Annotated in this window: 9 protein-coding genes; 5 read left to right on the top strand and 4 right to left on the bottom strand. The window is 62.6% G+C overall.

Features of this window, described 5'->3' with window-relative positions; translation table 11 throughout:
* Positions 1-13 precede the first annotated feature (13 nt).
* The 5 genes from LFT46_RS08985 (at position 14) to LFT46_RS08965 (ending at position 8,534) form a co-directional block, all read left to right on the top strand.
* A complete protein-coding gene (locus LFT46_RS08985) occupies positions 14-646 on the top strand; it encodes a hypothetical protein (protein ID WP_236821871.1) in 633 nt (210 codons plus the stop codon).
* Entirely contained in the window at positions 639-2,492 is a 1,854-nt protein-coding gene (locus LFT46_RS08980) for a glycoside hydrolase family 15 protein (protein ID WP_236821870.1), read from the top strand. The genes LFT46_RS08985 and LFT46_RS08980 overlap by 8 nt, the downstream gene beginning before the upstream one ends.
* Complete coding sequence (locus LFT46_RS08975; protein WP_236821869.1) at positions 2,489-3,985, top strand: phytoene desaturase family protein; 1,497 nt, start codon at positions 2,489-2,491, stop codon at positions 3,983-3,985. The genes LFT46_RS08980 and LFT46_RS08975 overlap by 4 nt, the downstream gene beginning before the upstream one ends.
* Before the next feature lie 823 nt (positions 3,986-4,808).
* Positions 4,809-6,644, top strand: a complete 1,836-nt coding sequence (locus tag LFT46_RS08970; protein ID WP_236821868.1) for a thiamine pyrophosphate-requiring protein — start codon at positions 4,809-4,811, stop codon at positions 6,642-6,644.
* Positions 6,645-7,184: 540 nt separating this feature from the next.
* Positions 7,185-8,534: an MFS transporter gene (locus LFT46_RS08965; protein WP_236821867.1), complete on the top strand. Its 1,350-nt coding sequence runs from the start codon at positions 7,185-7,187 to the stop codon at positions 8,532-8,534.
* Positions 8,535-9,062: 528 nt separating this feature from the next.
* On the opposite strand, the gene LFT46_RS08960 is transcribed toward LFT46_RS08965, so the two are convergent.
* From LFT46_RS08960 to LFT46_RS08945, 4 genes are read right to left on the bottom strand one after another with little or no spacing between them, the layout of a single operon-like run.
* Complete coding sequence (locus LFT46_RS08960; RefSeq protein ID WP_236821866.1) at positions 9,063-10,184, bottom strand: enolase C-terminal domain-like protein; 1,122 nt, start codon at positions 10,182-10,184, stop codon at positions 9,063-9,065.
* 31 nt (positions 10,185-10,215) lie between these two features.
* On the bottom strand, positions 10,216-11,853 hold the full coding sequence (locus LFT46_RS08955) for a GMC family oxidoreductase (RefSeq protein WP_236821865.1): 1,638 nt from the start codon (positions 11,851-11,853) through the stop codon (positions 10,216-10,218).
* Positions 11,853-12,509 carry a gluconate 2-dehydrogenase subunit 3 family protein gene (locus tag LFT46_RS08950; protein WP_236821864.1) on the bottom strand — a complete coding sequence of 219 codons (657 nt, stop codon included), beginning with the start codon at positions 12,507-12,509 and terminating at the stop codon, positions 11,853-11,855. Before LFT46_RS08950 ends, LFT46_RS08955 begins: the two co-directional genes overlap by 1 nt.
* On the bottom strand, positions 12,506-12,964 hold the full coding sequence (locus LFT46_RS08945; protein WP_236821863.1) for a hypothetical protein: 459 nt from the start codon (positions 12,962-12,964) through the stop codon (positions 12,506-12,508). Before LFT46_RS08945 ends, LFT46_RS08950 begins: the two co-directional genes overlap by 4 nt.
* Positions 12,965-12,994: the final 30 nt, after the last annotated feature.

Raw genomic sequence — 12,994 nt, 5'->3', positions numbered from 1 at the left:
TGAAAGGATTCCCATGAGCTTTAATCCAGATCAAGCCGGCCGCCCCGACCCTAAGCCGGTGAACCCGGACCCGACGGGGCAGGACCCCAGCGCCACAGACCCGGAAGCGGACGCCAAACTGCAGCTCCAGCTGGCTATCTTCGACGTCACCAGGGACGCCCAGGGCAAAAGCCTCGACGAGATCCTGAAAAGGCTGCGGTCCGCCTTCGCGGAAAACGGCGTCCAAATCCCGCCGGGCACTTGGCTCGAGTCCGTGGCTTCCTCGGCATTCTACGGAGAGCCTTACATTATTGACTTCCCCGCGGCTGTTGCGGCCGACAACGCCCTGTCCGCTCCAAGTGCAGATGTGCGTCGCAGGCTTGCCAATCGACGCCGGCTGCGGCAGGAAAAACTACCGGCTGGAACTTTCCCCGCCCCCGACGCATGGGATGTATCGCCTGGTGAGGTCACTTACCCCGGCAGATCCGGCCATGTCCACCCCGACACTGTCCTCCAGAGACCAAGCGGGACCGGTATGGTCCTGGCCGGCATAGGGGCGGCAATGTCGGTGCTCTTGGCCATCCGTGCAGTGCGGGGGCCCGGCCGCCGCCCCGAACTGCAGGTTCCAGCACTCAACGGTACGGCCAGGAGAGGCAGCCATGTCTGATATCAGTGATTACGCGCTCGTCGGGGACCTGCACACAGCCGCGCTGATCAGTACCAGCGGCTCAATCGACTGGATGTGCCTGCCGAAGTTTGACTCCCCTGCATGCTTCGCCGCGTTGCTGGACACACCGGCAGCGGGGCGATGGCTCCTGGCGCCGGCAGGTGCGCAGAAGTGCACACGCCGCCGCTACCGCCCGGGCAGCCTGATCCTTGAGACCGAATGGGAAACGGCCGACGGGAGCGTCAGGGTCACCGATTTCATGCCAATCCGCGATGACGCTGCTGATCTAGTGCGGATTGTGGAGGGCCTCAGCGGAAGCGTGCAGATGTACGGGGAGCTTTGCTTGCGCTTCGACTACGGTCATATCGTGCCCTGGGTGCGGCGCAGTGACCACGGACTGAGCGCTGTCGCGGGCCCGGATGCCGCTTATCTCACAACGCGGGCCCCGCTCGAAGGCCGGAACATGCGCACGGTCAGTGACTTCACTGTCCGGGCCGGGGCGAAGGTTCCCTTTGTGCTGACCTGGGTTCCCAGCAGCAAACCTGCCCCGCGCCAAACAGACCCTGACAGGGCCCTCAGAGTGACGGAGGACTTCTGGCAGGACTGGATCGGCCGGAGCAAGATGGAAGGAAAGTACAAGGACGCCGTTGAACGTTCCTTGATCACGCTCAAGGGGCTTATCTACTCCCCGACTGGTGGCATCGTGGCCGCCCCAACGACGTCCCTGCCCGAGGACCCGGGCGGGTCCAGGAACTGGGATTACCGGTTCTGCTGGCTCCGCGACGCGACCCTGACGCTGCAGTCACTGCTCGCCGGAGGCTACACCGAAGAAGCGGCGGCATGGCGGGAATGGCTGCTGCGCGCCGTCGCCGGTGACCCAGCGGACCTGCAGATCATGTACGGCATCGACGGCACCCGCCGCCTCCCCGAAATGGAACTGCCCTGGCTCTCCGGGTTCGAAAACTCCAAACCGGTCCGGACTGGAAACGCCGCCGCACCCCAACTGCAACTGGACGTATGGGGGGAAGTCCTGGACGGGCTCTCCCTGACCCGCGCCGCCTTTCCGGACACTGTCGATGACTCCTGGGACATCCAAACAGCACTTATGGAATACCTCGAAGGCAACTGGGACAAACCCGACAACGGACTCTGGGAAATGCGCGGCCCACGCCGCCAGAACACGCACTCAAAAGTTATGTGCTGGGTAGCCGCAGACCGCATGGTGAAAGGAATCCAGCATTCCGGCCTCCCAGGTCCTGAGGACCGCTGGGCCGCACTTCGCGACAGCATCCATGAAGACGTCATGACGCACGGCTTCAACACCGAGCGCAATACCTTTGTCCAGTCCTACGGAAACAACGAGCTGGACGCGAGCCTCCTTTTGATCCCCCGTGTAGGGTTCCTGCCCCACGACCATCCCCGCGTGATCGGCACTGTCGAGGCCATCCAGCAGCACCTCACGCAGGACGGCTTTGTCCTCCGCTACCACCCCCAGGCCAGCAACGACGGCCTGCCTGGGACCGAAGGGGTCTTCCTCGCCTGCTCCTTCTGGCTGGTCGACGCCCTGCTGGGGATCAACCGGCGAAGCGAGGCCGAGGAACTCTTCGAACGACTCCTCAGCCTCCGCAACGACGTGGGCCTGCTCAGCGAAGAATGGGACCCCAAGAACCAGCGGCAACTGGGCAATACCCCACAAGCCTTCAGCCACTTCCCCCTCATCCACTGCGCCCTGCAACTCCACCAAGGCCGTGCCAGGCACAGTGACACGCCCCTGCCCAGTCCCAAGAACGGCGACCACAGCCGGTCCGGCGGGCGCGAGGATTCTGTCAGTGGAAGTGCCACGTGAAGCCGGACGCCGTTGTTGTGGGGGCGGGACCCAACGGTCTGGCCGCTGCCGTAACCTTGGCGCGGGCCGGGTTGAAAGTCCAGTTGATCGAGGGGGCGGCCAAAATCGGGGGTGGAACCCGGACGGCGGAGCTGACGTTACCGGGGTTCCGCCATGACGTGTGTTCAGCTGTCCACCCCATGGCCCTTGCCAGCCCCTTCTTCCAAGCATTTGAACTTGAAAAGCGCATCGAACTGCGCGTGCCAGAAATCTCCTACGCCCACACCGTGGACGCAGCCACCGCCGGGATCGCATTCCGCAGCCTCACCCGGACCGCTGAAGGCCTGGGCCCGGACGGGGACCGGTACCGTCGGCTGTTCCAACCCCTCGTTGAACGGGTCGACGGGATCACTGACCTCACCATGCACCAACTGCTGCGTATCCCCCGTGACCGCCTCGGAGCGCTCCTCTACGCGGCCAGGACCTTGGAACAGGGCGGGCCCTGGTGGAACACACGCTTCAAAGGAGACATCGCCCCAGCCATGGTCACCGGTGTCAGCGCCCACTGCATTGGGTCGCTGCCCGGCCTGGCCACCAGCGGCACAGCAATGCTGTTGGGCGCGCACGCCCATGCCCGCGGTTGGCCGCTCCCCGTCGGTGGATCCCAATCAATCGCCGACGCCATGGCCGAGGACCTGCTGAACCATGGCGGCGAGATCGTCCTTGACTCCCCCATCACCGGCCTGGCCGAAGTCCGTAACGGCTGCCGACCGAAGGCCATCCTCTTGGACCTCTCCGCAGCGGGCCTTGCCCAAGTCGCCGGCGCCGAACTCCCCACGAACTACCTGCGCAAACTTGGATCGTTCCGGTACGGGAACGCGGTCAGCAAAGTCGACTTCGCCCTCTCAGGGCCCATACCCTGGGCCAACCCCGCCCTTGCCGCCGCACCCACCGTGCACCTGGGCGGAACAAGGGCGGAGATGTCCCGGGCCGAGGCCGAAGTCGCCTCTGGAGGACATCCCAGGCAGCCATTTGTCCTTGCCTGCCAACCATCGACCCTGGACAGCACCCGAGCCCCCTCAGGAGACCACATTCTGTGGACCTACACCCACGTCCCTGCAGGCTCCACCCTGGACACGACAGAAACGATCACCCGTCGAGTCGAACAATTCGCGCCGGGCTTCCGGGACGTCATCCTGGCAACACACTCCATCACAGCCCACCAATACAGCCAATACAACCCGAACTACGTCGGAGGCGACTTCTCCGCAGGGGCACTCTCAGCCCGCCAACTGCTCAAACGACCGGTCATCTCATCCAACCCTTGGCGGACACCAGCAGAAGGTATCTATCTATGTTCATCCTCCACCCCACCGGGGCCCTCAGTGCATGGCCTGTGCGGCTGGTACGCCGCCCAATCCGCGCTTAAAGGAGAATTTGGACTGCCCTCACCAGAACTCAGCTACCGGACGTTACCGGCGGGGAACCACGCGCCTGGTGACTGGGGAAGGTAGCGCGCGAAGGAGCTGGACCGGGCACCAGCGGCCGCAGCTCATCAGCGGCGCGTTCTCGTGATTGCCCGCCGACTCCTGCCAAAGCCTCCCCCATCCACTCACCGCACAAATCATGGAGCTGATGCCCTGCAACTCCACTGGCGGAAGACAAAGGCTCAGATGACCTCCGGAGCCCCTCGAAAACGAGCGCCCAACACCGGAGGTCCCATGCATCAGTCATTGGGCCGTTCACCGGTACTGGCGATGAATCAGGAATCAAACGGTAGCCGGCAACGTAACGTCATAAAACACCCCATGGATGCCGGAATTCCTAAAGAACCAGGGTCCAGAATCCCGCGCGGATGCCGCGACTGGCGGTGTCCTTCTTCTCCGGGGACCTGGAAGGAAAATAATCGAGATGCGGAGATACAGGGTAAGGGGCTGCCAGGAAAATATTTTCTTTGCGTAGGCGCAATGGTAGCGTAGTGGTAAGGACGTTTCTGCAACTCGCCCGCACCCTTTTTGAAAGGGAAGATCATGGACCGAGGTTCAACAGCCATCATCCAAGGGCTGTGCGCGGCAACGGTCGCCGGTGCGCTGCCCGCGCTGGTCCCGGCCGGTAGGGCGGCGTCCGCGGGGGGACCGCTTGCCATACGGCAGAACCCCGGAATGATCGTCGGCTCTTGTATAGGGGGCGCCCCTGTTTTCGCCGGTTTTATTCTCGCCTCTGGCCCGGCCCCGGGCGGCAGCTGAATGACACCACGGGGTGCGCGAAGCCGACCTCAAGCGCCCATCTGGTCCACGATGCCTGAATCGTGCCAACACAAAAGCAGGAGGAAGAACCATGGCAACTGTCAGCGATTTTGTGATCCAACGCATCAGGGAATGGGGTGTCAGCCGCATCTTCGCTTTTCCTGGTGACGGGATTGGCGAGTTCGATGGCGCCTTGGAAAAGGCCCAGCGCGATGAAGCAGGTCTGAAGTATGTGCGTCCCACGCATGAGGAGATCTGTTCTCTAATGGCGACCGCCCACGCCAAGTTCACGGGCGAAGTCGGTGTCTGCGTGGCAACCTCCAGCCCCGGGGCCTTCCACATGCTCAACGGCCTCTACGATGCTCAGATGGACAACCAGCCGGTCGTCGCCATCGTGGGCCAGCAGGGACTGAACGCGTTCGGTACCTTTACCCAGCAGGAAAGCAACCTCGAACGCACCATGGCCGATGTCGCGGTCTATGTCCAGACGATCGTCTCACCGGAGCAAGCGCAGGCCGTCGTCGACACCGCCTTCCGTACTGCCAAGGTGAGGCTCGGACCCGCCGTGATCGTCATTCCCCACGATGTGCAGGCAATGACAATGCCCGAACTCACTCCCCAAAACTGGGTATCACGCTCCAGTGCTGTCGCCCCATCCATCTCAATCATCCCCGCGCAAAACGAAATCGAGAAGGCCGCCCGCATCATCAACGCGGGCAGTAAAGTCACATTCATCGTCGGACACGGGGCGAACGGGGCCACCGAGGAGGTCCTGCAGGCCGCCGACATTTGTGGTGCCGGGCTGATAACCGCCTTGCGGGGGAAACAGGTAATCCCCTCCGACGTGCCTCATCATTCACAGCAACTCGGTCTCCTGGGTTCGCTGCCCAGCGCCCACCAAATGAGCGGATGCGACACTTTGGTATTCCTTGGGACCAACTACCCCTACAGCCAGTTCCTACCTAAGAGCGGACAAGCACGAGCCATCCAAATCGATCTCAAGCCCGAGCAAATGGGGCTGCGCTACCCCACCGAACTCAACCTGTGGGGTGACGTGAAGGCAACCCTCAGGGCGCTAATCCCGCACTTGGACCAAAAAACCGAGCTCTCGTGGCAGAACACCGTCGCCAAGGAAATGCTGGAGTGGGAAAGTGAGATGGAAGCACAGGCGATGCTGACCTACAAAGACGGCGTCAATCCCCGACGCGTCTATCACGAACTGAACAAGCGCCTGCCACCGGACGCCATCGTCACGGCCGACGCCGGTTCCACGGCAGACTGGTACGGCCACCACATCAGACTCCGCCGGGGCATGCTCGGTGACCTTTCCGGAAGACTCGCCAGCATGCTCGCCGCCATGCCGTACGCCACAGCCGCAAAATTCGCCTATTCCGACCGACCCGTTATTTGCACCATCGGCGATGGCGCCTTCCAGATGCTCGGCATGAACGAACTGATCACGATCAAAAAATACCTGCAGGAATGGGAAAACCCGCAGCTGATCATCCTGATTCTGCACAATAATGACCTCACACAAGTTTCCTGGGAAATGCGCACCGAGGACGCGAACCCTGTCTGGTCCACCTCGCAGAACGTTCAGTCCGTCGACTACGCCGGGTGGGCGGAGATGCTCGGCTTCACCGGAATCCGCGTCAAAACAGACGATGAGGTCCCCGGCGCCTGGGACACCGCATTCGCCCATCGCGGGGTCACTCTCATCGATGCCTACACGAGCAAAAACGTACCGCCCCTTCCCCCTCACATCACGTTCGAGTTCGCAAAGCACACAGCAGAAGCTCTGCTAAAGAAAGACCCCGACGGAGTCGACGTGATGCGCGACTCGGCCAAGGCCCTCCTCACCGAAGGAATTGAACGCGTAAAAGGAAAACTTCACATCGGCGAGGCCCACGACGAGAAAGAACACTGACGAGAGCGCCGACTCGCAGGACCGCCATAACCCCGCCCCCTCATGATGACCCTGCAAAAGGGCCAATGACCCCGGAGCCGTCGATTTCGCCACCCGGGGAATGCCATCTGGACCACTACTACCTCTATCTGGCTGGAGCAGGCTAAAGCCGTTGACTCTGTTCAACTGCTCGCCAGGGGTCGCGTCATGACCGGTGGGCGCGGATGGCGCCCTCGATGGCAGCGCGCCGGCTTTGTTGCCCGGACGCGAAATGCCCCCAAATCCTACCTGGCGAAGGAATACGGAGGACACTCAAAGCGGCAGGAACTACTTCTTGCGCTGAAGCAACAATTGCATGAGAATAAGAGCAGGGTCCGCCGGTGAAGCCACCCCTCCGTTGACTGTGGGGTGGCTTGGAGCACCGTCTTGGCGGGCTCCACATGTAAGAGTCCTGCTCGTTCCGCCCAGCAAGCGGAAGGCGTGGCCCCCTCCGGGTCGCGGGAGAGCAACGGCGCACTGGGGGCGCAGTTTTATAAGCCATAATGCGAAGGAGCAATTCTGATGGCACGGAATGTGACGTCCGCACCTGCCGTGGGTAATGCCCGGTGGAAGCGGCTGATTCCCGTCGCAATCATTGTCTACATCATCTCGTTTATGGACCGGACAAACATCGGCTTCGCCCTGAACGGGCTGCATCAGGACCTGGGCATCGACGCCGCCCAACAGGGCCTGGCGGCAGGCATCTTCTTCATCGGCTACCTCGTCCTGCAGATACCAGGCGGACATCTCGCCGAGCACTGGAGTGCGAAGAAGTTCGTGGGCATCATGGTGCTCATCTGGGGCGTGCTGGCTGTCCTGTCCGGTTTCATCCAGGACTTCACCCAACTGCTCGTGGTGCGCTTCTTCCTTGGCGTGGCCGAGGCCGGGATCTGGCCGGCGATCCTTGTACTGATCAGCCACTGGTTCCCCGCCGCTGAGCGGGCGCGCGCTTATGCGCTGTGGATGATGAACATCGCGATCGCCTCCATCATCACAGCGCCGCTGTCCGGGTGGATCCTCTCTTTCTCGGACTGGCGGTGGCTGTTCATCATCGAGGGCATTTTCCCGTTCATCATTGCGGCTCCGCTGTGGTGGGCCCTGATCGCCGACCACCCGCGGGAAGCGAAGTGGTGCTCTGTCCAGGAGCGCGAATACATCGAGGAGGGACTCGCTGCTGACGCAGCGGCACATCCCCAGCAGGAGAAGCTCGGACTGCGCCACGTTATGTCTAACAGCGTGGTGTGGCGACTGACCCTGGTGTATTTCCTCATCCAGATCGGCTTCTACGGCATCAACATCTGGCTGCCGCACGTGATCAAGACCATTACATCGGGTTCCTCGATAGAGGTCGGGCTGATCACGGCCATCCCGTACGTGTTGGCAATGTTCGGTCTCTGGTACAACGCCAAGGCAGCCGACCGTTCCGGCCGCTACTCCACCCACGTGCTGCTATCAATGGCGATTGGTGCTGTCGCCCTGGTGATCTCTGTGGCGACCGGCGATAACCTTCCGTTCCTCGCCATCACCTTGATCAGCATCGCGGTCGCCGGCGCCCTGGCCTATGACGGTCCCTTCTGGGCTTCGGCGTCCCGTGCCATGCCCGTCGCCGTCGCTGGCACTGCCATGGGGCTGATCAACGCGGTGGGCAACCTCGGCGGATTCGTCGGACCCTACGTGGGTGGATACCTGCAGGACGTGACGCACGGCAGCTTCCTTGCCACCTCCATATTCCTGGCGGCATGCCTGCTGGCCGCCGGCTTGGTAATGCTGACACTGCGGCGCGGCGGCGACCGGCCGCTGGCACATGCGCGGCTTCCAAAGGATCATTTCCGCAGCACGGACGCGCACAAGCCAGTGAAGAAAACTCCCTGAGAATAAACCCCTCGCGCAGGACTCAGACGAGGTGACACGTTCTTCGACCTCCACATGCACCCAGATCACCGGCCGCAGGGGTGGCCGGTGATCTGGGTGCAGTTCAGGCTGGCCACACGCTCATGAGGAGGGCGCAGCAGACAGTGGGAAACGAACGATGGATGCGATCCTTAGTCCCTAAAGGCCTCGGCTGGACGGAGTGCAACCTGCACCATTCTTCTGGTTGCTTGGCGGTTCTCCGACGTAAACAAGAAGAACCCCGGTTCGAACAATCCGACCAATGGGAAAGATGGAGCCGTCGTTACTTCGGCAATGCCGAACAGGCTAACCTGACCAACCACAAAGCCGGGGCCACTGGAAGGCCCGCCTCCGAACCGAGGGGAGCCTGCACGGAACGTTGCCACCCGTTGGGTACCAGGAACCGAGCACGTCCTTTACGTTAGACGTGGAGTTACCGGCACCAACACAGTCAACATAGGCGCCGCGTTGAGTCAGCACGCCGGGGTGGCGAGTTACTGGCACGCTTGTCTAACTCACCCGGTACTTTTCGACGGCGGCGCCGCGTAAGGTCAGCCCGTTGCCTGGGGAGTCTGCAGCAGGTGAGATCGTGCCGCCACCGGGGTCCAGGGTCCCCTCGAAGAACATCTGTTCGATCCGGACGTGGTCATGGAACCACTCCAAGTGCCGAAAGTTTTCCGTCGCGGCCGCGACATGAGCGCTCAGATGTGGTGCGCAGTGGCCGGAGACCTGAAGCCCATAGGCCGCCACGGCAGCAGCTATGCGCAGCCACTGCGTGATGCCGCCGCAGCGTGAGACGTCCAGCTGGACGCAGTCCACGGCCTGGGCTTGGCATAACCGCTGGAAGTAGAACAGGTCGGTACCGTATTCCCCCGCGGCAACGTCGGCAGTTATTGCCTCTTTGACGCTCCGCAGTCCGAGCAGATGGTCGGAGGACACGGGCTCTTCAAACCACGCGAGCCGGGATTCCTGAGCCGCTTCGAAAACCCTTACGGCTTGTTTTGCCGTATAGGCGCCGTTGGCGTCGACGAACAGTTCCGCGCCGTCCCCGATGATGGTCCGCGCCTCGAAAATGCGCTGCAAGTCCCGTGCGACGTCATTTCCACTGTCCTGGCCGATCTTTATTTTCACCCGAGGGATGTGCTGGCCGTGGACCCAACCGGCAAGCTGGTCCTCCAGTTGTTGCCGGGAGTAGGTGGTGAACCCGCCGCTGCCATAAATGTTGACCTTATCGCGCGCCGCTCCCAAGAGGCGGTACAGGGGAAGGTCAAGCAAGCGTGCCTTCAGATCCCATAAGGCACAGTCCACTGCGGAGATGGCGTAGCCGGCCAGCCCGCTCCGACCAGTATTGCGAACGGCCCTCAGCATCGCCACGGCGGCGCCTGCGGTGTCCCAGACGCAGCATCCGGAGATGGCCGGTTCGAGCAGTTCTGTGATCAGCATCGCGCAGGAGGGCGGTGCATACGTCCAGCCGATCCCCTCGCAGTCGCCAGCCCGGGCACGGACCACCACAATCGTGGTGGAATCCCAGGCGAAAGTGCCGTCTGCTTCCGGGCTGTCGGTGGGAATTGTGTAAGTGCTGACGTCCAGGCCGATGAGAGTCGGATCCGATGTAGTTCGTCTGGGGCGCATGGCCGGCCTTTCTTGTTTAACGCTGTGTGGTTCAGGTGGCTTGGGTGGCACCGCTGGCGATCAGTCGGTCCGCGGCACGGGCCGCGATGGCCATGATGGTTAGGGCCGGGTTGGCACTTCCCTGGGTCGGCAATACGCTTCCGTCCGTGATGTAGAGGTTGGATACGGCGAAGCTGCGGCAATCCAAGTCGACAACGCCGTGCTGTTCGTCGGCAGCCATTCGGGCTCCGCCCACGAGGTGGGCAAAACGCTTGATCGTAATGACCTCGTCAGCTCCTGCGCCTTGCAGGATCTTCTCCATGGCTCCCTGTGCCGCGCGCATCAATTGGCGGTCATTCTCACACTGGGAGTAATGGAAATGTGCCACGGGCATTGAATTCCGGTCTTTTTCGGCAGCAAGCGTTACGCGGTTACCGGCCTGGGGCAGGAACTCGCACAACGCTCCCAGGCAGGCCCAGTGCACGTAGTCGCTCATGTATTCGCGCAGCTGCGCTCCCCAATGGCCTTGGGCAGCGACGTGTTCTGCCCAGGTGATGGGCAGCGGCGACACCGTCTGGATGGAGAATCCGCGCTTGTACGTTTTGGACGGGTCGGTTTCGTAGAAGTCCTCCGAGCTGACTTCCGGTGGTGGGGCTTTCCACATGCGTACTTCTGAGTCGAACCTGCCCGCTGTCTGGGGTGCCCCTTGGACCATCAGGTACCGACCCACCTGGTCGAAGTCATTGCATAGCCCCTCGGGGAAACGCTGACAGGCGGAGTTGAGCAGCAGGCGGGGGGTCTCGATGGAGTACCCCGCGACAGCAACGATCCGGGCGCGCTGGAAGCGGGCGCGTCCGTGCCTGACGTAATGCACGCCGGTGGCCTTGCCCGTTCTGTCGTCTATTTCGATACGGGTGACCATCGAGTCGGCCCGTACTTCGGCGCCGTGGTGCAGGGCGTCGGGGATATGGGTGATCAGCGGGGAGGCTTTTGCATTGACCTTGCAGCCCTGGAGGCAGAAACCGCGGTAAATGCAGTGCGGCCGGTTGCCGAAGCGGCCGTTGGCGATCGCAACCGGGCCGACCTTGGCCGTGACGCCGCATGCCAGCGCCCCGCGGAGGAACAGTTCACCGTTGCCGGAAACGGGGTGGGGACTGTGTGGGTATGAGTGTGGGTCGCCCCACGGCCAATGCTCTCCGGCCACCGGCAGTTCTCCCTCAATGTCCTCGTAATAGGCTTTGAGTTCCTCGTACTCCAGCGGCCAGTCAGCGCCAACGCCGTCCGCGCGGTAGGTGTGAAAGTCACTGGGGTGGAACCTGGGCGTGTACCCGGCATAGTGCACCATGGAACCGCCCACTCCCCTGCCGGAGTTATTCGACCCCAGCGGCACGGGATCATCCCCGGAAATCACCCGGGGTTCGGTCCAGTACAGATGGTGCGAGCCTGCTTCGTCGCTCACCCAGTCGCGTTCAGGGTCCCAAAAAGGACCGGCGTCCAAGGCCACGGCCTTCCAGCCAGCGCGGGCCAAGCGCTGCAGCAGGGTTGAGCCGCCCGCCCCGCAGCCAACGATCACAATGTCGACTTCATCCTCGTCGGAAAACCTGGCCATGTCGGTGCGCAGGGCATGATTTGTTCCCGGCACGGGAGGCAGCAGCCAAGCAGAGGCATTGCGATCTTTTACCGAAGCCATCAGCGTTGCCTTCCTGTTTCGGACGTGCCCTTGGCTGCTGCAGGGTCCTGGCCCGGGCGCGCATCTGCCACCTCGAAGGGTTCCCGGGCGTTGAGCCCGAGATTCTTGTATCCCCGGGGATACGCGGGCCCGGCGAAACCTATCTCGTCCCAGGCCAGGGGGTGTGAGTAGAACGCTGTGCACGCATACCGCGTCCACAAGCTCCACACCCGCGACGCCTGCCGGCCCCGCCACTGGTCGGCTGCGTGGATGTCCGTCAGGAGCGCCGTTTGTTCATCCCAGGACAGCTCAGCGAAAGATTTCTCGTGCCGTTCACGGGCCTCGGAGTCCAGCTCCGCAAGGGTGCTGCGCCAGGCAGCCGGGTCCGGTTCCATGTCCTCGTAATGCCAGCCGTCAGTCTGGCCCTCAGCCAGGCGGGCATCGACCATGTTAACCACTGGAACCCGCGGCTCTTGCCGCTGGTCAAGCAACTGATCAAACAGCGCCCGTGCTGCTGCCTCCTCAGCCACGGTAAAAAACCGCAGGTCTGTCGGCCGGCCCAGGCGGGCAAGCACGACGCCCTGGGTCACCCGGTCCCAGTGGGCGGACTGCCCTTGCGCGTCAAAGCCGGGGAACCGGCCGCCGCCGTCCCTCGGGTCAAGCGGGAGTGCTGTCACCTTTCCCTCCTCAGTACCGCTGCGAGTAAACCCATCCCGCCAACCAGCGTCACCAAAAGCGGTGCCAGTAACGGTGGACCCATCTCCATGTTGTACATGAGGTTGGAGAACCCGCCGGGCTTCTGTGCGATGCCCCGCGCGTGCAGATACGTCCCCTGCAAGCCGTTGGCCACGATCGCCGCGGACGCGAGGGGAAGCGCTGTCTTGGCCATCCGCTTACTGAAGACTCCGGCGATCCCGGCAGCCGCTCCCACCGGACCGAGGGCGACCGGTAGCCACATGAGTTTGTTACCGAAGCTTGCCTTGTCGTGTTCGAAATAAATCTCTACAGCCGTGACCAGGGCGCCGGCTGCAGTCAACCCGGAAAGGGACCGCTCAAAGCGCCCGGTTTCCACATTCCGAATCAACCGGTCTATCCCGTGAATCGTCGTCTTCGTCGGAACTGGTGTCTTCATGCCGCTCCCCTCTCATCACGCTGTGGTTGT

The sequence above is a fragment of the Arthrobacter sp. FW306-07-I genome, assembly GCF_021800405.1.
In the GTDB taxonomy this organism is placed as follows: Bacteria; Actinomycetota; Actinomycetes; order Actinomycetales; family Micrococcaceae; genus Arthrobacter.
The sequence above is the reverse complement of the archived record's forward strand: the minus strand, read 5'-3'. Positions and strand labels throughout refer to the sequence as shown.

Excerpts from the sequence above, each read along its gene's own strand:
- LFT46_RS08985 (WP_236821871.1), top strand. The coding sequence starts at position 14 with ATGAGCTTTAATCCAGATCAAGCCGGCCGCCCCGACCCTAAGCCGGTG.
- LFT46_RS08960 (WP_236821866.1), bottom strand. The coding sequence starts at position 10,184 with ATGCGCCCCAGACGAACTACATCGGATCCGACTCTCATCGGCCTGGAC.
- LFT46_RS08955 (WP_236821865.1), bottom strand. The coding sequence starts at position 11,853 with ATGGCTTCGGTAAAAGATCGCAATGCCTCTGCTTGGCTGCTGCCTCCC.
- LFT46_RS08945 (WP_236821863.1), bottom strand. The coding sequence starts at position 12,964 with ATGAAGACACCAGTTCCGACGAAGACGACGATTCACGGGATAGACCGG.
- LFT46_RS08970 (WP_236821868.1), top strand. The coding sequence starts at position 4,809 with ATGGCAACTGTCAGCGATTTTGTGATCCAACGCATCAGGGAATGGGGT.
- LFT46_RS08980 (WP_236821870.1), top strand. The coding sequence starts at position 639 with ATGTCTGATATCAGTGATTACGCGCTCGTCGGGGACCTGCACACAGCC.
- LFT46_RS08965 (WP_236821867.1), top strand. The coding sequence starts at position 7,185 with ATGGCACGGAATGTGACGTCCGCACCTGCCGTGGGTAATGCCCGGTGG.